The 16,684-nt window shown below is 69.3% G+C and carries 18 protein-coding genes and 1 tRNA gene; 12 read left to right on the top strand and 7 right to left on the bottom strand.

The window, feature by feature from the left end:
• Positions 1-56: 56 nt before the first annotated feature.
• Positions 57-923 (top strand): Ku protein, encoded by an 867-nt coding sequence (locus HWD99_RS12150; RefSeq protein WP_241796485.1) that lies wholly within the window; start codon positions 57-59, stop codon positions 921-923.
• Between the two features lie 29 nt (positions 924-952).
• Here HWD99_RS12150 and HWD99_RS12145 read toward each other — a convergent pair whose 3' ends face one another.
• Together HWD99_RS12145 and HWD99_RS12140 are read right to left on the bottom strand one after the other, a co-directional pair.
• Positions 953-1,723 (bottom strand): DedA family protein, encoded by a 771-nt coding sequence (locus HWD99_RS12145; protein ID WP_241796484.1) that lies wholly within the window; start codon positions 1,721-1,723, stop codon positions 953-955.
• Between the two features lie 66 nt (positions 1,724-1,789).
• Positions 1,790-1,871, bottom strand: a tRNA-Leu gene (locus HWD99_RS12140).
• A 118-nt stretch (positions 1,872-1,989) separates the two neighbouring features.
• Between HWD99_RS12140 and HWD99_RS12135 the strand changes: the two genes are divergently transcribed.
• From HWD99_RS12135 to HWD99_RS12105, 7 genes are read left to right on the top strand one after another with little or no spacing between them, the layout of a single operon-like run.
• Entirely contained in the window at positions 1,990-3,174 is a 1,185-nt protein-coding gene (locus tag HWD99_RS12135; RefSeq protein ID WP_241796483.1) for a CpaF family protein, read from the top strand.
• Complete coding sequence (locus HWD99_RS12130) at positions 3,171-4,028, top strand: type II secretion system F family protein (protein ID WP_241796482.1); 858 nt, start codon at positions 3,171-3,173, stop codon at positions 4,026-4,028. Before HWD99_RS12135 ends, HWD99_RS12130 begins: the two co-directional genes overlap by 4 nt.
• Entirely contained in the window at positions 4,025-4,963 is a 939-nt protein-coding gene (locus HWD99_RS12125) for a type II secretion system F family protein (RefSeq protein ID WP_241796481.1), read from the top strand. Before HWD99_RS12130 ends, HWD99_RS12125 begins: the two co-directional genes overlap by 4 nt.
• A 30-nt stretch (positions 4,964-4,993) precedes the next feature.
• A complete protein-coding gene (locus HWD99_RS12120; RefSeq protein WP_241796767.1) occupies positions 4,994-5,185 on the top strand; it encodes a hypothetical protein in 192 nt (63 codons plus the stop codon).
• 3 nt (positions 5,186-5,188) lie between these two features.
• Positions 5,189-5,623 carry a TadE/TadG family type IV pilus assembly protein gene (locus HWD99_RS12115; RefSeq protein WP_241796480.1) on the top strand — a complete coding sequence of 145 codons (435 nt, stop codon included), beginning with the start codon at positions 5,189-5,191 and terminating at the stop codon, positions 5,621-5,623.
• The gene (locus HWD99_RS12110) at positions 5,616-6,047 is read left to right on the top strand and encodes a TadE family protein (protein WP_241796479.1); all 432 of its coding nucleotides are present in this window, start codon (positions 5,616-5,618) and stop codon (positions 6,045-6,047) included. The genes HWD99_RS12115 and HWD99_RS12110 overlap by 8 nt, the downstream gene beginning before the upstream one ends.
• Complete coding sequence (locus HWD99_RS12105; protein WP_241796478.1) at positions 6,044-6,457, top strand: pilus assembly protein TadG-related protein; 414 nt, start codon at positions 6,044-6,046, stop codon at positions 6,455-6,457. The genes HWD99_RS12110 and HWD99_RS12105 overlap by 4 nt, the downstream gene beginning before the upstream one ends.
• A 90-nt stretch (positions 6,458-6,547) precedes the next feature.
• Here the strand turns inward: HWD99_RS12105 and HWD99_RS12100 are convergent, their stop codons facing one another.
• Positions 6,548-7,096, bottom strand: a complete 549-nt coding sequence (locus HWD99_RS12100; protein WP_241796477.1) for an NUDIX hydrolase — start codon at positions 7,094-7,096, stop codon at positions 6,548-6,550.
• Positions 7,093-8,322: an MFS transporter gene (locus tag HWD99_RS12095; RefSeq protein ID WP_241796766.1), complete on the bottom strand. Its 1,230-nt coding sequence runs from the start codon at positions 8,320-8,322 to the stop codon at positions 7,093-7,095. Before HWD99_RS12095 ends, HWD99_RS12100 begins: the two co-directional genes overlap by 4 nt.
• Positions 8,323-8,447: 125 nt before the next feature.
• Here HWD99_RS12095 and prfB point away from each other — a divergent pair, with 125 nt between their 5' ends.
• Positions 8,448-9,557 (top strand): peptide chain release factor 2, encoded by a 1,110-nt coding sequence (prfB, locus tag HWD99_RS12090; RefSeq protein ID WP_241796476.1) that lies wholly within the window; start codon positions 8,448-8,450, stop codon positions 9,555-9,557.
• A gap of 12 nt (positions 9,558-9,569) precedes the next feature.
• Here the strand turns inward: prfB and HWD99_RS12085 are convergent, their stop codons facing one another.
• Positions 9,570-10,643, bottom strand: a complete 1,074-nt coding sequence (locus HWD99_RS12085) for a DUF2510 domain-containing protein (RefSeq protein ID WP_241796475.1) — start codon at positions 10,641-10,643, stop codon at positions 9,570-9,572.
• Between the two features lie 40 nt (positions 10,644-10,683).
• A complete protein-coding gene (locus HWD99_RS12080; RefSeq protein ID WP_241796474.1) occupies positions 10,684-12,117 on the bottom strand; it encodes a DUF2510 domain-containing protein in 1,434 nt (477 codons plus the stop codon).
• Between the two features lie 139 nt (positions 12,118-12,256).
• Here HWD99_RS12080 and ftsE point away from each other — a divergent pair, with 139 nt between their 5' ends.
• The 3 genes from ftsE (at position 12,257) to smpB (ending at position 14,787) form a co-directional block, all read left to right on the top strand.
• Entirely contained in the window at positions 12,257-13,297 is a 1,041-nt protein-coding gene (gene ftsE / locus HWD99_RS12075) for a cell division ATP-binding protein FtsE (RefSeq protein ID WP_241796473.1), read from the top strand.
• Positions 13,294-14,208: a permease-like cell division protein FtsX gene (gene ftsX / locus HWD99_RS12070; RefSeq protein WP_194765502.1), complete on the top strand. Its 915-nt coding sequence runs from the start codon at positions 13,294-13,296 to the stop codon at positions 14,206-14,208. Before ftsE ends, ftsX begins: the two co-directional genes overlap by 4 nt.
• Before the next feature lie 102 nt (positions 14,209-14,310).
• Complete coding sequence (gene smpB / locus HWD99_RS12065) at positions 14,311-14,787, top strand: SsrA-binding protein SmpB (protein ID WP_201470220.1); 477 nt, start codon at positions 14,311-14,313, stop codon at positions 14,785-14,787.
• On the opposite strand, the gene HWD99_RS12060 is transcribed toward smpB, so the two are convergent.
• A complete protein-coding gene (locus HWD99_RS12060; protein ID WP_241796472.1) occupies positions 14,788-16,650 on the bottom strand; it encodes a prolyl oligopeptidase family serine peptidase in 1,863 nt (620 codons plus the stop codon). It lies immediately after the preceding gene.
• Positions 16,651-16,684 lie beyond the last annotated feature (34 nt).

Here is a 16,684-nt window from a genome sequence, read left to right as displayed (position 1 = left end):
CGCCAGCGTAGTCAAGGTACTGGCCGCGACCCCGGCGGCTGGTGTTCACTGGGGGCATGAGAACGATCTGGAAGGGCGCGCTGACCTTCGGCCTCGTGAACGTGCCGGTCAAGGTGTACTCCGCCACGGAGGATCACGACGTGCCCCTGCATCAGGTGCACGAGAAGGACGGCGGACGCATCCGCTATCAGCGCACCTGCGAGGTGTGCGGTGAGACCGTGGCCTACGCCGACATCGACCGCGCGTATGTCGAGGAGGGCCAGACCGTCGTGCTCACGAAGGACGACCTGGCGGCGCTGCCCGCCGAGAAGAGTCGTGAGATCGACGTCGTCGAGTTCGTGCCGTCGGATCAGGTCGATCTGCTGACGCTCGACAAGCCGTACTACCTCGAGCCCGACTCGAAGTCGCCCAAGGCGTACGTGCTGCTGCGCAAGACACTCGAGCAGACGGACCGCACGGCGATCGTGCGCTTCACCCTGCGTCAGAAGACCCGCCTCGCCGCCCTGCGCGTGCGCGGCAAGGTCCTGGTACTGCAGACGCTGCTGTGGGCGGACGAGGTGCGCGAGGCGGAGTTCCCGGTGCTCGACGAGGACGTGCGGATCTCGAAGAAGGAGCTCGAGCTGTCGTCCTCTCTCGTCGACAGCTACTCGGCCGACTTCGACCCAGAGTCGTTCGTCGACGAGTACCAGAAGGAGCTGCGCACCCTGATCGACGCGAAGATCGAGGCGGGGGACACCTTCGACGTCTCGGAGACGTTCGGCGACGACGAGTCGGATGCGAAGAGCGGCGAGGTCATCGACCTGATGGAGGCGCTGCGCGCCAGCGTCGCTCGCACGAAGGCGGCTCGCTCGGAATCGTCCGCGACCACGAAGAGCACCACGACGGGTGCCAAGAAGTCCGCAGGCAAGAAGAAGGCGGGCTGAGGCTCAGCCCGCCTTCTTCAGAGCAGGCGTCAGTGCTTGCCGTCGCCGTCGAAGTCGGGAGCGCGGTCGAAGACCTCGGGGTCGAGCGCGAGTTCCTGAGCCTCGGCGGCATCGGTCTCGCCCTCGCCGGCCGCGGCCTCCTTCTTCGCCTTGTGGCGCTCGGAGAGGTAGTGCCACAGGGTGATGAGGGCGGTGCCGCCCACCGCGGCGAGCAGGATCAGATCGATGTAGCTCTCGACGAAGTGCGCGACCGGCGGGATGAACCCGATCGCGTAGCCGAACATCGTGAGACCGAAGCCCCAGAGGATCGCGCCGATCAGGTTGTACAGCGTGTAGCGGCGCCACGGCATGTGACCGACACCCGCGGCGACCGGCGCGAACGTGCGCACGATCGGAACGAAGCGGGCGAGGATGACGGTGATGCCGCCGAAGCGCTCGAAGAACGCGTTCGTGCGCTCGACGTTCTTCTTGCTGAAGAGACCCGATTCCTTGCGTTCGAAGACCGCAGGTCCGCCCTTGTGTCCGATCAGGTAGCCCACCTCACCGCCGACGAACGCCGCGAGCCCGATGAGCAGAGCGACGATCCAGACGTTGATGCCGAAGACGCCGTGCTCGGAGCCGGCGATCGGATGTGACAGCAGGCCGGAGATCACCAGCAGCGTGTCGCCAGGCAGCAGGAAGCCGACCAGCAGGCCGGTCTCGGCGAAGACGATGAAGCAGACCACGAGCAGTGCCCACGGGCCGGCCGAGCCGATGATGGTGGCGGGGTCGAGCCAGGGGATGAGGGCGGCGTGATGCATGGACTTCCCGTCGTAGTGAGCTGTGCGGCGGTACAGACGTCGGTCGCGAGGGATGCGACTGATCGGTGCGGAAGGTGGGACTTGAACCCACACGCCCTGGGGCACAGGAACCTAAATCCTGCGTGTCTGCCAATTTCACCACTCCCGCGCGGTGGGATAAGTCTACTGACCGGGGGATCACGCGTTGCTGAGGATCCGCCCGCAGCGTGATCGCGGCCTGTGGATAACTCGGGCGGCGCGGAACGGATTGTTGCGAGGATGCTCGGGTGATCCTCCCCGTCGTCCTCGTCTCCGAACGCGTGCGGCAGCGTCTGCGCAGCGACGGCACGGATCCGACACTCGAATCCGGCGCGACGCGGGCACTCGCGCTCGCCGAGGTCCGCCGATTCAACGACGTCGCCCTCGCGCGGGGAGAGGCGATGATCGACGACGAGGCTGCCTGCGTGCGCGATGTGCTCGCAGCCGTCAGCGGGTTCGGCGTGCTGCAGCCCCTGCTGGACGACCCGGAGATCGAGGAGATCTGGCTCAACGGCCCCGAGAGCATCCACATCGCACAGAACGGGGTCGCGCGCCGGGTCGATCTGCGCCTCACCGAGACGATGCTCCGCGACCTCGTCGAACGCATGCTGCAGTCGACCGGGCGTCGCGTCGACATCAGCCAGCCCTTCGTCGATGCCTCTCTGCCGGACGGGTCGCGTCTGCATGTGGCCATCGCCGACGTCGTGTGGGGGTCCTGGGCCGTGAACATCCGCAAGTTCCTCCCTCGCTTTCGGTCTCTCGACGCTCTCGTCGCCACGGAGACGGTGCCGCATCACGTCGCACAGATGCTGCGCACCGCCATGCGAGAGGGGCGGAGCGTCATCGTCTCGGGTGCCACGCACACGGGCAAGACCACATTTCTCGGTGCGCTGCTCGACTCGTGCTCGGACGCCCAGCGCATCGTCACGGTCGAGGAGACGTTCGAGCTCGCGGTGGACGGCCCTGACGTGGTCGCGCTGCAGGGACGGCAGGCGAGTCTCGAGGGGTCGGGAGAGATCACGCTCCGCAGACTCGTGAAGGAGGCGCTGCGAATGCGTCCCGATCGCCTCGTCGTGGGGGAGGTGCGCGAGGCGGAGGCGCTCGACCTGGTGCTGGCGCTCAACACGGGCGTCCCCGGGGCGGCGACAGTTCACGCGAACTCGGCGTCAGAGGCCCTCGAGAAGCTCGCGCTCCTCCCGCTGCTCGCGGGCCGAAACATCGACCGCTCGTTCGTCGCACCGGCGCTCGCCCGGTCGGTCGACCTGGTTGTCCACTGCGTGCGCGATCCCGACGGCGTGCGGCGGGTCGGCGAAGTGCTCGCCCCGACGGGGGATGTCGTCGACGGACGCATCGTCACTCGGCCGGTCTACGTGCACGGCGATCCTGCGCCGGGGACGGCGGCCGAGTGGCGACGAGGCGGTGCGGACGCATGACCGTGCTGCTGGGAGCGATGCTCGCCGCGGGCCTCCTGCTCTCGGCGTCGCCGTGGATGTGGCCGGCAGGCCTCGAGTCGGCCCCGGCCGCTCGTCGCGGTCTGCTCGCTCGGATGCTCGAGGAGGCGGGTCTCGGATCGGCGCGGCCCCGATCGCTCGTCCTCGTGATGTTCGCCGTGGCTCTCGGCGCCGCATCCGCGGCATGGCTGCTGACCGTGATCCCAGTGCTCGCAGTGATCGCGGGCGCAGCAGGCGGCGCTGCGCCGATCGTCGCCCTTCGCGCGCGTCGACTGCGACTGCGCAAGACACGCCGTCAGGTCTGGCCGGATGTGTGCGACCTGCTCATCGCGTCCATCCGAGTGGGACTCTCGCTGCCCGACGCCGTCGCCAGCCTCGCCGAGTCGGCTCCGGCTATGATGCGGCCGGCCTTCTCGGCGTTCGCTCGCGATCTCCGCGCCACGGGGCGCTTCGAGTCGAGCCTCGACCGTCTGAAGGTCGCATTGGCCGACCCGATCGCGGACCGGATCATCGAGACCCTGCGGATGGCACGACAGGTCGGCGGCACCGAACTCAGCGGAGTGCTGCGCGCGCTGTCCGCATCGGTGCGCGCGGACGCGGCACTGCGCGGCGAGGTCGAAGCGCGCCAGTCATGGATCCGCGGCGCCGCGGTGCTCGGGGCGGTCGCTCCCTGGGCGATCCTCGGGTTGTTGGTGATGAGGCCCGAGGGCGCCGAAGCCTATGGAACTCCGGAGGGCATGGTCGTCATCGGCGGCGGAGCGCTCGTCTCGCTCGTCGCCTATCGCATCATGATCCGGATCGGGCGCCTGCCTGAACCGGGGCGGTGGTTCGGGTGAACGCGTTCTCCGCCTTCTCCTTCTCGGTGCTCATCGGTGGAGTCCTGGGAGGCGGAGTGCTGTGCATCATCGCCGCGCTTCCGCGGTGGGCGGCGGTTACTCTCACGCGGCGGATCGCTCCTTATGTGCGCGATGTCGTCTCCGACGCCGATCTGCCGGCGAGCGTGCTGCCTGCGGCACGAGTCCTCCCGTCGGACGGCACATCACTCAGAATCCGCGCGCGGACGATGTTCGAGCGGGCTGTCGGGGGACGCGAGGCGCTGCAGCGACGGCTGGCGCAGGCGGGCAGCGACATGGACGCCGTGACGTTTCGCGGGCGCCAGCTCGGCTGGATCGTGGTCGGCATCGGGGCAGGCGCGATCGCGGTGATCGTCCTCGTACTCACGGGACGGATGACCGCGCCCGTCTCGGTGCTGCCTCTTCTGGCGGGCGCGGGTGCGGCCGTCGTCTACGAGATGCAGCTGAGCGCGCGAGTCGGGGTGCGGCGGGGTCGTCTGACCGATGAGCTGCCGACGACGCTCGAGTTTCTCGCTCTCTGCCTCGCGGCGGGCGAGGGATTCCTCGACTCGCTCCGTCGCGTCGCGGCTGTGGGGTCCGGTGCGCTCACGATCGAACTCCGCGCGGTGGTCGTCGCGGTGGGCACCGGGTCATCACTCGCCGACGCCCTCTCCGAACTCTCGGCTCGCCTTCAGCTCCCGGGACTGACCCGAGCGGTCGACCAGGTGATCGCGGCACTCGAACACGGCGCACCGCTCGCCGCCGTTCTGCATGCGCAGGCCGGGGACGCCAGGGAAGATGCGAAACGGGTGCTGATCGAGCAGGCGGGGCGCAAGGAGATCCTGATGCTCCTGCCCCTCGTCTTCCTCATCCTCCCGCTCTCCGTGCTCTTCGCGATCTATCCCGGACTGTTCATCCTGCGCCTCGGAATCGGCTGAGCGCTCAACGAAAGGACGACCCCTATGAACATGCTGCGACACCAGCGGGCCGCTGTTGCCGAATGGCTGCGCGATCTCGCGGATGACGATGCCGGCGATGTTCCCGGGTGGGTGCTCGTCACACTGATGACGGCAGGACTCGTCGTGCTGATCTGGGCGGTGGCGGGGCCCGCGCTCAGTGATCTGTTCCAGCAGGCGATCGCCCGCGTGTCGGGGATCTGACCGATGACGGGCGCGAGCGGAGAGGTGATGGCCGGCCGTGACGCCCCGTGGCGGATCGCCGATGATCGCGGGTCGAGCCCCGTCGAGTTCGTCCTGGTCGGCACGCTGCTCACCGTGCTGACCCTCGCGGTGATGCAGCTCGCCCTCGCGGTCTACGTCCGCAACGTCGTGCACGATGCCGCTGTCGAAGGGGCGTACGTCGCCGCACTCGCGGACACGACCCTGGCCGACGGCGCCGACCGGGCGAGAGAGGTGATCACCGGCGCGGTCGGGGCCGCCTACGCCGAGGACATCCGCGTGACCGGTGACTCGACGGGGGGAGAGGCGACGGTGCGGGTCACGGTCATCGCGCCTCTGCCTGTGATCGGCCTGCTGGGAGTGCCCCGTTCTCTGACGGTCGAAGCGGACGCGCCGGAGGAGTCGTTCGGAGATGGATGACGAGGGGTCCGCTGCGCTCGAGTTCATCGCCGTGGGGGTCATCCTGCTCGTTCCCCTTGTGTACCTGATCATCGTGCTGGGCAGCATCCAGGAGCAGACCCTCGGGGTCGAGGCGGCGGCTCGGCATACGGCACGAGTGGTCGCGCTCGCTCCGGACGCGGAGACAGCCGCAGCGCGCAGTGACCGTGTGCTCGCGAGCGTGGTCGAGGAGTACGGGATCGACGAGGGCACGCTCGAGGTGTCGATGGAGTGCCCACGGGAGGGCGGCGAGTGCCCGCGGGCGGGATCGACGATCGTGCTGACGATCACCGCGCGCGTCTCGCTTCCGCTGGTCCCTGCCGTCTTCGGTCTGCAAGACGCGACATCGATCACGGTTCAGGGGTCGGCCGTGCAGAAGGTGTCGCGCACCTGGGGTATGGGATGAGCGGTCGGGGGCGGTACGACGATGACGGGAGCGTGCTGCTGCTCACGCTCGGGTACGCGCTGCTCGCGCTCACCTTCGTCTGTGTGTGCGCGACCGATCTCTACCTCGCGCAGAAGCGGCTCGATTCGCTCGCAGACGCCGCGGCGCTCGCCGGGGCCGACGGATTCACCCTCGTCGTCGACGGGTCCCACGCCCTCGCCGAACTCTCGGATCCGCAAGTGCAGGAGCAGGCCGCAGCGGTGATCGAGGTGGCTTCGGAGACGGTGACGCTGGTGTCCGCCACTGCGTCGGAGAACCTCACGGCTCGGGTCACGATCACCGCACCGTGGCATCCGCCTCTGCTGTCGCTCTTCGTGCCTGACGGGGTCGAGCTGCGGGCGACCGCCACCAGCCGCACGGCCGTGCGGTGACTTCCACCCTTCACCCGGTCGACGCCGCGCGCCGGCACCGTGACTCCGATCCAGGCGGTCAGGCGGTCAGGCGCTCAGGCGCTCAGGCGTTCAGGCGTTCAGGCGTTCGAGGATCGCGCGCACACGCATCTCGAAGCCCTCGGGGACATCGTGGGGAAGCGCGTCGACGGGCCACCACCGCACATCGCCCGACTCGTCGCTGAGGGTGAGCGGCGAGTTCGCCGGAACGACCAGAGCCACTCCGACATCGAGGTGCGACGCACAGCGCCCGAACGCCGCCGACAGTGCGTGGTGGTCGAGGTCGTAGACGAGCGGGGCGCTCGGAAGCCCCGCCGCGATCCCGGTCTCCTCCTCGAGCTCGCGCAGCGCCGCGGCGACGATCGAGGCGTCGTCTTCGAGATGGCCTCCCGGCTGCACCCAGAAGCGGCCCTTGCCGTGGAACACCAGCGCGATCTGCGTGAGCGAGGGATCGAACACGAACGCCGACGCCGTGGCATGACTCGGACCGTCTCCGCGCGCCACAGGACCCTCGTCGTCGGTGAAGAACAGTGCGAAGTCCGCCCGCGTCAGTCGATCGCGCGGGGAGCGTGGCGAGTACCCCGCCACCAGCTCGCGCATGTCCGCGCCCAGCGCCGTCATTCCTCCTCCTTCGTGCGAGGGACGAATCGAGGGATCCATCGCAGGAAGCCGCCCGCACCGACGAGCCCGATCACGCCCATCGCGGCAGCCGCGATCGGGAGGGAGGCGATGGCGATGATGCCGGAGACGAGCAGCGGAGCGATGGCGCCACCGGCATCCGTGAGCGTGCGCCAGGACCCGAGGAACGCCGCCGGATCCTTCTTCGGCGCCACGTCGGCGCCGAGGGTCAGGAGGATGCCGCTCGACAGGCCGTTGCCGACCCCGAGCACCGCAGCGAACATACCGAACCAGAGCACCGCGGCATCGAGATCGTGCGTGAGGGACAGCGCGAGGAAGCCGGCGCCCATGAGCAGCATCGCGGGCATCGCCGCCCACAGGCGACCGAACCGGTCCATCACCTGGCCGCTCGCATAGAACAGGGCGAAGTCGATCGCCCCCGAGACGCCGACCACGAGCGCGATCGTCGAGGAGTCGAGGCCGAGCGAGAGTCCCCACAGCGGCAGCACGACCTGTCGGGCCGACCGAACCGCCGAGAGCGACGCGGCGGCGAGTCCCAGCCGACCGAGCACGCTGCGCTGCAACCACATGGTGCGGAAGACCCCGACGCGCTCCACGATCGGGATCGATCCCGTGACGACCTCGCCGGAATCGTCGGACAGCGGAGCCGTGCGGATCGCCGTCGCGGGAGGGATGGTCTTCTCGGGGTCGGGGCCGAACAGCACCAGCAGCACCATGACGATCAGGCAGCCGAGGAAGAACCAGATCGCGGCCGTCTCCGAGCCGAACAGCTGCAGCAGCCCCGCCGCGACGAAGGGGCCGATGAAGACACCGAGGCGGAAGCTGCCGCCCAGCAGCGACAGAGCCCGGGCGCGGAAGGCGAGGGGGACCCGGGTCGTCATGAACGCGTGACGGGCGAGGCCGAAGGCGGCCGCGCAGAATCCGAGAAGGAAGACGGATGCTGCGAGCACGGCGAGCGAGGGGGCGAAGACCATGCCGACTCCGGCCGCGATCGCGACGGTGCCGGCGATCACCATGGTGAAGCGTTCGCCGATTCGCGACACCGCCCAGCCCGCAGGGACGTTGCCGCACAGCTGGCCGACCACGAGGGCCGAGGCGACGAGGGCCGCGAAGGCGACGTCGGCACCCATCTCGGCGGCGATCACGGGGATCAGCGGGATGACCGCTCCCTCACCGAGCGAGAACAGCACCGTGGGGAGGTACACCATCGGCCCGAATCGCCTCAGGACCGTGGATGCGTTGCTCACTCGTTTCACGGTACTCCGTCATGCGGGTGCTTCGACCCCGCGAAGGGTCCCCGCCGGCACAGGCGGCACGTTAGGCTGGACGCGACATGCTCGAACTCGATCTCTCCGCCGACATCCAGGCCCTCCGAGTCACCTACGGTGACATCCGCGAGGTCCTCGACGTCGATGCGCTCCGTTCCGACATCGCCCGACTCAGCGAAGAGGCCGGTGCGCCCGACCTCTGGGATGACACCGATCATGCGCAGAAGGTGACCAGCGCGCTGAGCCACCGGCAGTCGGCGCTCGCCCGGGTCGAAGGCATCGGCCAGCGACTCGACGACCTCGAGGTGCTCGTCGGACTGGCGAATGAGATGGGGGATGAGGAGTCCGCCGTCGAGGCGCGGAACGAGCTCTCCGCCCTGACCGAGATCATCAACCAGCTCGAAGTGCAGACGCTGATGGACGGCGAGTACGACGAGCGCTCGGCCATCATCACGATCCGCTCGGGTGCCGGCGGCGACGACGCCACCGACTTCGCCGAGATGCTCATGCGCATGTACCTGCGCTGGGCCGAGCGCCACAAGTACCCGGTCAAGGTCATGGACACCTCGTACGCCGAGGGTGCGGGAATCAAGTCCGCGACGTTCGAGATCGACGCGCCGTACGCGTTCGGCACGGTCTCGGTCGAGGCCGGCACGCACCGCCTCGCACGCATCAGCCCGTTCGGGTCGGCCGACAAGCGTCAGACGTCGTTCGCGGCCGTCGAGGTCATCCCGCTCATGGAGGAGGCGACCGAGGTCGACATCCCCGAGAGCGACATCCGCGTCGATGTCTTCCGCTCGTCGGGGCCCGGCGGTCAGTCTGTCAACACGACCGACTCCGCCGTGCGCCTCACGCACCTCCCGACCGGCATCGTCGTGTCGATGCAGAACGAGAAGTCGCAGATCCAGAACCGTGCCGCGGCGATGCGGGTGCTCCAGACCCGACTCCTCCTGCTCCAGAAAGAGGAGGAGGCGGCGAAGAAGAAGGAACTCGCCGGCAACATCACCGCGAGCTGGGGCGACCAGATGCGCTCGTACTTCCTCTACGGCCAGCAGCTCGTCAAGGACCTGCGCACCGGACATGAGTCCGGCAACCCCGCAGCGGTCTTCGACGGCGATCTCGACGGATTCATCTCCGCCGGCATCCGCTGGCGCAAGCGCAAAGAAGAGGACTGAGCCTCACCGCTCTCAGCGAGCGGAACCCCGGAACGATTCCGTGACCTCGTCGTTGCTGTAGACGATGCACTGGATGGTGCGATCGTCGAGGCGGTTCCACGACGCTTCGGTCGGCACGAACCAGTAGTTGTCGAGCTCCGACTGCGCGTAGGGGACTCCCACGTAGTCGGCGAACGCCGTGTCGCACCGTTCGGTAGCGATCGTCTGCAGCGCATCATCGCCGGGGAAGTCGCCGTCCTCGGCGTCGAAGATGTAGTACACCTCGTCGGTGTGCGGCTGGTCGCACGGCACGATCGGGAGCTCGTAGACCTCCTCGCCCCATTCCATGAACGGGATGCACCGACCGACCGTGAGCTCATCGAAGGTGACGGTCTCGGCGCCGGGAGGCGGCGTCGGCGAGGCTGACGGCGAGGGTTCACGCGTCGGCTCGTCGGATGGCGCCGGCTTCTCGGTCGCCGCGGGTGCCGGATCACCGACGGGTCCCGACTCTGTCGCTCCCAGCGCCAGGAGCGATACCGCGAGGGCCAGGACGGCGCCGAGCGCACCGACCGCCAGACCGGTGATTCCGGGCCATTTCGCGCCGGGCAGGAAGACCGACACGAGAGAGATGACGAAGCCGAGTCCGAGCAGGACCCAGCCGATGACGGCGATCGCCGGGATGCACGACAGGACGACGCCGACCACCGTCACCGACAGCCCGATGAGGCCGAGGATCGAGATGCGCTGCGACGCGGGGGCGGGTGGGAGCGCAGACGGACCGCTCGGGACGGGCGCAGGCGCGCCACTCGGAGCGCCGGGGTAGGCGGCAGTCGCAGGATACGCCGCAGCCGTCGGGCCGGCAGCCTGACCGGCGGCGGGGGCGGGCGTCGCCCACGAGGTCGAATCCGCTGCGACGTACGGCGGAGCGAAGGTCGGGTTCTCGGGGCCGGGGCCAGGGCCAGGGCCGGGACTGGGATTCGGGACCGGCTCGGGCGTCGTCGGCGGCGGAGGCGCTGCCGCGTCCATCGTGTGCTCGGTCCAGGCGCCCCCGTCCCACCACCTCAGTCGGCCGGAGCCGTCGTCGTACCAGCCTGCGGGCGTCGTCATCATCGACTCCGTTCCGTGCTTATCGTGCGACCCGCCCGGCTCAGCCGGCGGCCACCGTCACCGAGATCCGTGCGATCTCTCGGGCCGCCTCGTCGGTGATCACGAACACGTACGACTCGCTCTGCGCGATGTCGAAGGTGATGGGACCGCTGGCGGTCTGCCCTGGTTCGAGCAGCTCGTTGGGTGCGCCGGTGACGAAGAAGTCGAGCTCGCCCGCGGCGCCGTCCGTCGTCTCGAGGGCCGTGAAGAGCGGGTTCGCGGGGGTCACGCCGTCGATCCCGGTCCAGGTCGTCTCGAGAGTCACGTACCCGCCGTTCGTGGAGGGGACGCTGGATCCGTCGGACGTCGACCAGGTCGCGTCGGTGACGGTCACCTCGCCGCTTCCCCCGAGCCAGCGCAGTGTCACCGTGTCGCCGATCGTGCCCTCCTCGACCTGCCCGGTCGAGGTGTCATCGCCGGGTTCGGTCGACGGAGGAGGAGTCGTGTCGGTCTCGCTCGTCGGAGGAGGAGTCGGAAGGTCGCGGATCGCCTCTGAGACCGCCGCGATCGCGAAGAAGAAGCCGAGGATGAGCGCGAGGATGCCGCCGACGATCGAGACGATGAGGCCTGTGATGCCCGGCCACTTCCGGCCCTTGAGGAAGAGCGAGATCACCGAAGTGATGAACCCGGCCACCAGCATGAACCATCCGATCAGGGCGATCCAGCTGAGGGGGATGCAGGCGAGAACCGTGCCGAGGGCCGCCAGGCCGAGCCCGACGAGACCGAGGACCGACAGGCGAGCGGGGCCCGACGGAGCGGAGGGCGCGGCGACGGGGTACCCGCCGGGTGCTCCGTAGGCAGGCGCCGCACCGGGGTACGGGGAGCCCGGATAGGGAGAGTCCTGACCGCCCGGGTAGCTCGGTGCCGCGCCGGGGTAGCTCGGCGCGTCACCGGGGTAGGTCGGTGCCGCGCCCGGGTATCCGGGGGCGGCGTACGTGGGCGCTGCGTAGCCGGGTGCCTCGGGGGCCGAGTAGCCGGGTGCTTCGGGGGCCGAGTAGCCGGGTGCCTCGGGGGCGGGGTTCGCGTATGGCGGGAGGTCGCCGGCCGGGGCAGGCTGGTCGGCGTCCGTGGGCGCGTCCGCACTGCGAGGATCCTCCGGCGAGGCCGTGGGCGTCGCCGAAGCCGATTCATCTGCCGGGGCTTTCCACGTCGCTCCGGCTTCCGCGGCGGCGACGGACTGGATCGCGTCGTCGGTCTCGACCGCGGCGGCGGATCCGGCAGGAGATGATGCTCCTGCGTCGGCAGAGGAGGCTTCCGCGGCGACCGACACGTCATCGGCGACATCGGCCGCTCCCGCATCGGCCGTTCCCGCATCCGTGGATCCCGGCGCGTCGCCGGACTCGACGACGGGGGCGAAGTGCTCCGTCCACTGCGCGCCGTCCCACCAGCGCTGCCGGCCGGATCCATCGTCGTACCAACCTGCAGGCGTGGTCATCGCATCCCCCTCGGAGTCGTGGTCCACGCTGGGGCGTGGATCCGCACCTCCATGTATAGCAGTGGGGTACGACGCGGAAGCGGACGGCGGGGGTGTCGCTCGCAACCAGGGGATTCGACGCGCTTAGGCTCGTAAGGCCATGATTCGGTTCGAGAACGTCACGAAACGCTATCGCGGGACCTCCAGGCCCGCACTGTCCGGCGTCGACTTCGAGGTCCAGCGCGGGGAGTTCGTCTTCCTCGTCGGAGCATCGGGGTCGGGGAAGTCATCATGTCTGCGACTCATCCTCCGTGAGGACGTGCCGACGACCGGGCGCGTCGCCGTGCTCGGCCGTGACCTCAGGTCTCTGGCGAACCGCAAGGTGCCGTACTTCCGGCGCCACATCGGATCCGTGTTCCAGGACTTCCGCCTTCTGCCGTCGAAGACCGTGTACCAGAACGTCGCATTCACGCTGCAGGTGACCGGCTCGTCGCGCGGCTTCATCCAGCAGGCCGTTCCCGAGGCCCTCGCGCTCGTCGGACTCGACGGCAAGCAGAAGCGCATGCCGCACGAGCTCTCGGGCGGTGAGCAGCAGCGCGTCGCGATCGCTCGCGCGCTCGTGAACCGACCGCAGGTCCTCCTCGCCGATGAGCCGACGGGAAACCTCGACCCCGCGACGTCGGTCGACATCATGCAGCTGCTCGCCCGTATCAACGCCGGCGGCACGACGGTGCTCATGGCCACCCACGAGGCGGGTTTCGTCGACCAGATGCAGCGTCGCGTGATCGAACTGCGCGACGGTGAGATGGTGCGCGACGAGGTGCACGGAGGCTACGGCGACACCTCGAACATCCCGCGCCTGGCACCGGAGGAGGTGCGTGGTGCGGCAGCGGCCGCCGCGCTCACCGCCGTGCAGGAGGTGCAGCGACAGACCGCCGACCTCTCGGTGGTGCGTGCCGCTCTCGCCGAAGAGCTCTCGGCCCAGCGCAAGGCCGAGTCGACCGCGGCCGACGCGGTGCCGACCGCCTCGGAGACGCCCGAGGCCCAGGCGGCTCCCATCGAGCCGCAGGTCGAGGAGGCACCGGTCGCTCCGCGAACGCATCCGATCGCGCTCCCGCAGGTCGATGTCGCAGAGCTGGGAGTCGCCGATCGTCTCGGACTCTCAGACGACGGCACAGAGGAAGTGGGGCCGACGTCATGAGAATCGGTCTGATCCTCACCGAAGCCCTGGTCGGGCTTCGGCGCAACATCTCCATGGTCATCTCGGTCGTGCTGGTGACGTTCGTGTCGCTGACGTTCGTCGGCGCCGCGATCCTGATGCAGGCCCAGATCGGCACGATGCGCGGCTATTGGACCGAGCGCGCGCAGGTCGCCGTCTACATGTGCTCCGACATCTCCGAGTCGCCGACATGCATCGACGGGGGTGCATCGGAAGATCAGGTGAATGCCGTCCGCGGCCAGTTGGAGGGTGAGGCGCTCGCGCCGCTCATCAGCGAGGTGACCTTCGACTCCAAGGAGGACACCTACGCCAAGCTCGTCGATCAGCTCGGAGAGGACCAGGCGAACCTGATCAGCGCGGACCAGGCATTCGAGGTGTTCTTCGTCACGATGAAGGATCCCGGTCAGTCCCAGGTGATCTCCGAGGCGTTCAACGGCGTCGCCGGTGTGGAGCAGGTGCAGGATCAGCTGCAGTACCTCGAGCCGCTGTTCTCGGCGTTGACGGTCGCGACATACATCGCCGTCGGCATCGCCGTCCTGATGCTGATCGCCGCGATCCTGCTGATCGGCACGACCATCCGCCTGTCCGCCTACGCGCGCCGCAAGGAGATCGGGATCATGCGGCTGGTGGGTGCGTCCAACCGCTTCATCCAGACGCCGTTCGTGCTCGAGGGCGTCTTCGCCGCGTTCCTCGGATCGGTGCTCGCCAGCGCGGCGGTCGTCGCGGGAGTGCACTTCGGCGTCGACGGCTACCTGCGCGGTCGGGTTCCGTTCATCACCACGTGGATCTCGATGAACGACGCCGCTCTGGTGGTGCCTGTGCTGATCGGCATCGGCGTCGTGCTGGCGGCGCTCTCGGCCGGTTTCGCCATCCGCCGCTGGCTTCGCACCTGACACTCCGCCACTCGCGACGCGCCGTCGGTATAGACTGACAGGCTGTCGTGCGCGCGCCATCCGGCGCCGGAACCACTGCGCGACACGGATCAGGAGAGAATCATGCCCAGGGAACGCGGGGAGAAGGTCATCGCGACCAATCGTCGCGCACGTCACGACTACAACATCGAGAAGTCGTACGAGGCGGGGATGGTGCTCACCGGCACCGAGGTGAAGTCGCTGCGCCAGGGGCGCGCGAACCTCAGCGACGGGTACGCGTTCGTCAAGGGGAACGAGGTGTTCCTCGATTCCGTGCACATCCCGGAGTACTCGCAGGGGCACTGGACGAACCACTCGGCGAAGAGGATCCGCAAACTGCTGCTGCACCGCGAGGAGATCGCGAAGCTGCAGCATGCCGTGTCGGCGGGCGGCTACACGCTGATCCCTCTCAAGCTGTACTTCTCCGACGGGCGCGCCAAGGTCGAGATCGCTCTCGCGAAGGGAAAGCGCGAGTTCGACAAGCGGCAGACCCTGCGTGAGCGTCAGGACACGCGTGAGGCCGAGCGCGCCATGCGACTGCGCAACCGCGTCGGAGAGTGATCAGCTCGCGGGCGTGAACCCGAAGGCGCGGCCGAGGAAGGCCAGCTCGCGCTCGAGGGCATCGACGATCGTCTCCGCCGAGCGGAAGCCATGCCCCTCGTCCGGGTAGAGCACGTATTCGTGGTCCACCCCGCGAGCGGCGAGAGCATCGCGGATCGCCTCCGACTGGGATGCGGGCACCACCCGGTCGGCCCCGCCCTGCATCAGCAGCACGGGCACGCCGATGCGATCGACGTGCGTGAGTGGCGAGCGCTCGATGTACAGGGCCTCGGCCTCGGGGAGTGGGCCGACGAGGCCGTCGATGTACGAGGCCTCGAAGTCGTGTGAGTGCGCGGCGAGCATCCGAAGATCGGCGACCCCGTAGCGGCTGATCCCCGCGGCGAACGTTCCGCCCCGGACGAGTGCGGACAGCACAGTCCACCCGCCGGCGGAGCCGCCCCGGATCGCGATGCGCGCGGGGTCGGCGAGTCCGACGTCGCCGAGCCCGCGGGCCGCGGCGATCACGTCGTCGACGTCGACCAGACCCCACCCGCCGTCGAGGCGTTCGCGGTACGCGCGTCCATAGCCGGTCGACCCTCCGTAGTTCACGTCGAGGACGCCGATTCCCCGGCTCGTGTAGAACGCGATGGCCGACGAGGTGGCTCCGGTCACGTGGGCCGTCGGGCCTCCGTGCACGAAGACGATGTACGGGGGCAGCTCGTCGTCCGGAGGCGTCGCGTCGGGGTTCGTCGGCGGGTAGACGAACGCGTGCACAGGCCCGTGTGCGCCGTCGACCACGAGCGTCGACGCCGGCGGCATCCACGCGGGGTCGGCGGCGTCGCCCCCGGCCACGACCGTCACGTCGTGCGTGTCCGCATCGACGCACCACACGCCCGGAGCGCCGGTCGAGCTGCTGCCCGACAGCAGCACGCGGGTGCCCGACACATCGTCGACGCTCACGTGTCCGTCAGCCGCGAGAGGGATCCTGCGCGAGCGGCCGTCGGCGTCGATCACCACGACCTCGTCGCGCCCCTCGGTGCGGACCGCGACGATCCTGCCGTCGGGGAGCGGGCGATACCAGCGATTGCCGAGCACCCAGAGCCCGTACCCGGTGTCGGCGGCATCATCGGCGATGAGCGGCTCGGGGGACCCGACGGCCGAGGTGCCCCGCAGCGTCTGGCGGTACAGCGTCCAGCGTCCTGTGGGGTCGTCGGCGTAGAGCAGCTCGGCGTCACTCGCCCATTCGGGCTGCAACGCGGCGCGCGTGGGCAGGACGGTCGTGCCGGCGCCGTCGGAGATCGCCAGGGACGCGTGCTGCCACGGCATCCGATCGCGCGTCCACTGCACCCATGCCAGGCGGCTGCCGTCCGGGGACAGCGCGGGGTGGGCGTAGAAGTCCGGGCCCTCCACGACCGTGTGAAGACGCTCGGGATCATCCGCGCCCGATCCGTCGAGCGGGATCTCGACGATCGCCCGCGTGTGCGGAGCGGACCGGAGATCCTCCCGCACCGCGAACAGCCGCCCGTCGGCGAGGCGGAGTCCGCCGTAGGCAGGGCCTGCCGGAGTCAGCGGCAGGGGGAGGCCCCCGCGGGGCATCCGCCTGACCCGCTGGTCTCCCGCGTCGACGAAGTACAGCGTGCCCTCGGTGTCTGCGGTCCAGGCGCCACCCCCGTACTCGTGCACGCGCGATCGCGCGCTCCACGGGTGGGGGAGCACCTCGGATCCCGTCGAACTGCGGACGGTGACGCGGCCGCCCTCGGCGGGAACGGATTCGCCCCACCAGATCTCATCGCCGACGAAGGCCGCGCCGTCGATCCGCGGTGATGCGGCGGCGACGGATGCCGGAGAGAACGGCGAGGACCAGGAACCGAAGGGCGACGACATGCTTCGAGCCTACGGTGAGGGCGCCGCTGCACCG

It is taken from the genome of Microbacterium sp. C5A9 (assembly GCF_022627955.1).
GTDB lineage: Bacteria > Actinomycetota > Actinomycetes > Actinomycetales > Microbacteriaceae > Microbacterium.
The sequence above is the reverse complement of the archived record's forward strand: the minus strand, read 5'-3'. Positions and strand labels throughout refer to the sequence as shown.

Bases quoted from the DNA above. Each gene is read 5' to 3' on its own strand.
- HWD99_RS12145 (WP_241796484.1), bottom strand. From the start codon at position 1,723: ATGCATCACGCCGCCCTCATCCCCTGGCTCGACCCCGCCACCATCATC.
- HWD99_RS12115 (WP_241796480.1), top strand. From the start codon at position 5,189: ATGACGGGCGCGAGCGGAGAGGTGATGGCCGGCCGTGACGCCCCGTGG.
- prfB (WP_241796476.1), top strand. From the start codon at position 8,448: ATGCTCGAACTCGATCTCTCCGCCGACATCCAGGCCCTCCGAGTCACC.
- HWD99_RS12080 (WP_241796474.1), bottom strand. From the start codon at position 12,117: ATGACCACGCCTGCAGGTTGGTACGACGATGGATCCGGCCGGCAGCGC.
- ftsX (WP_194765502.1), top strand. From the start codon at position 13,294: ATGAGAATCGGTCTGATCCTCACCGAAGCCCTGGTCGGGCTTCGGCGC.
- ftsE (WP_241796473.1), top strand. From the start codon at position 12,257: ATGATTCGGTTCGAGAACGTCACGAAACGCTATCGCGGGACCTCCAGG.
- HWD99_RS12110 (WP_241796479.1), top strand. From the start codon at position 5,616: ATGGATGACGAGGGGTCCGCTGCGCTCGAGTTCATCGCCGTGGGGGTC.
- HWD99_RS12120 (WP_241796767.1), top strand. From the start codon at position 4,994: ATGCTGCGACACCAGCGGGCCGCTGTTGCCGAATGGCTGCGCGATCTC.
- HWD99_RS12100 (WP_241796477.1), bottom strand. From the start codon at position 7,096: ATGACGGCGCTGGGCGCGGACATGCGCGAGCTGGTGGCGGGGTACTCG.
- HWD99_RS12095 (WP_241796766.1), bottom strand. From the start codon at position 8,322: ATGGTGTACCTCCCCACGGTGCTGTTCTCGCTCGGTGAGGGAGCGGTC.
- HWD99_RS12085 (WP_241796475.1), bottom strand. From the start codon at position 10,643: ATGACGACGCCCGCAGGCTGGTACGACGACGGCTCCGGCCGACTGAGG.
- HWD99_RS12060 (WP_241796472.1), bottom strand. From the start codon at position 16,650: ATGTCGTCGCCCTTCGGTTCCTGGTCCTCGCCGTTCTCTCCGGCATCC.
- HWD99_RS12150 (WP_241796485.1), top strand. From the start codon at position 57: ATGAGAACGATCTGGAAGGGCGCGCTGACCTTCGGCCTCGTGAACGTG.
- smpB (WP_201470220.1), top strand. From the start codon at position 14,311: ATGCCCAGGGAACGCGGGGAGAAGGTCATCGCGACCAATCGTCGCGCA.
- HWD99_RS12130 (WP_241796482.1), top strand. From the start codon at position 3,171: ATGACCGTGCTGCTGGGAGCGATGCTCGCCGCGGGCCTCCTGCTCTCG.
- HWD99_RS12105 (WP_241796478.1), top strand. From the start codon at position 6,044: ATGAGCGGTCGGGGGCGGTACGACGATGACGGGAGCGTGCTGCTGCTC.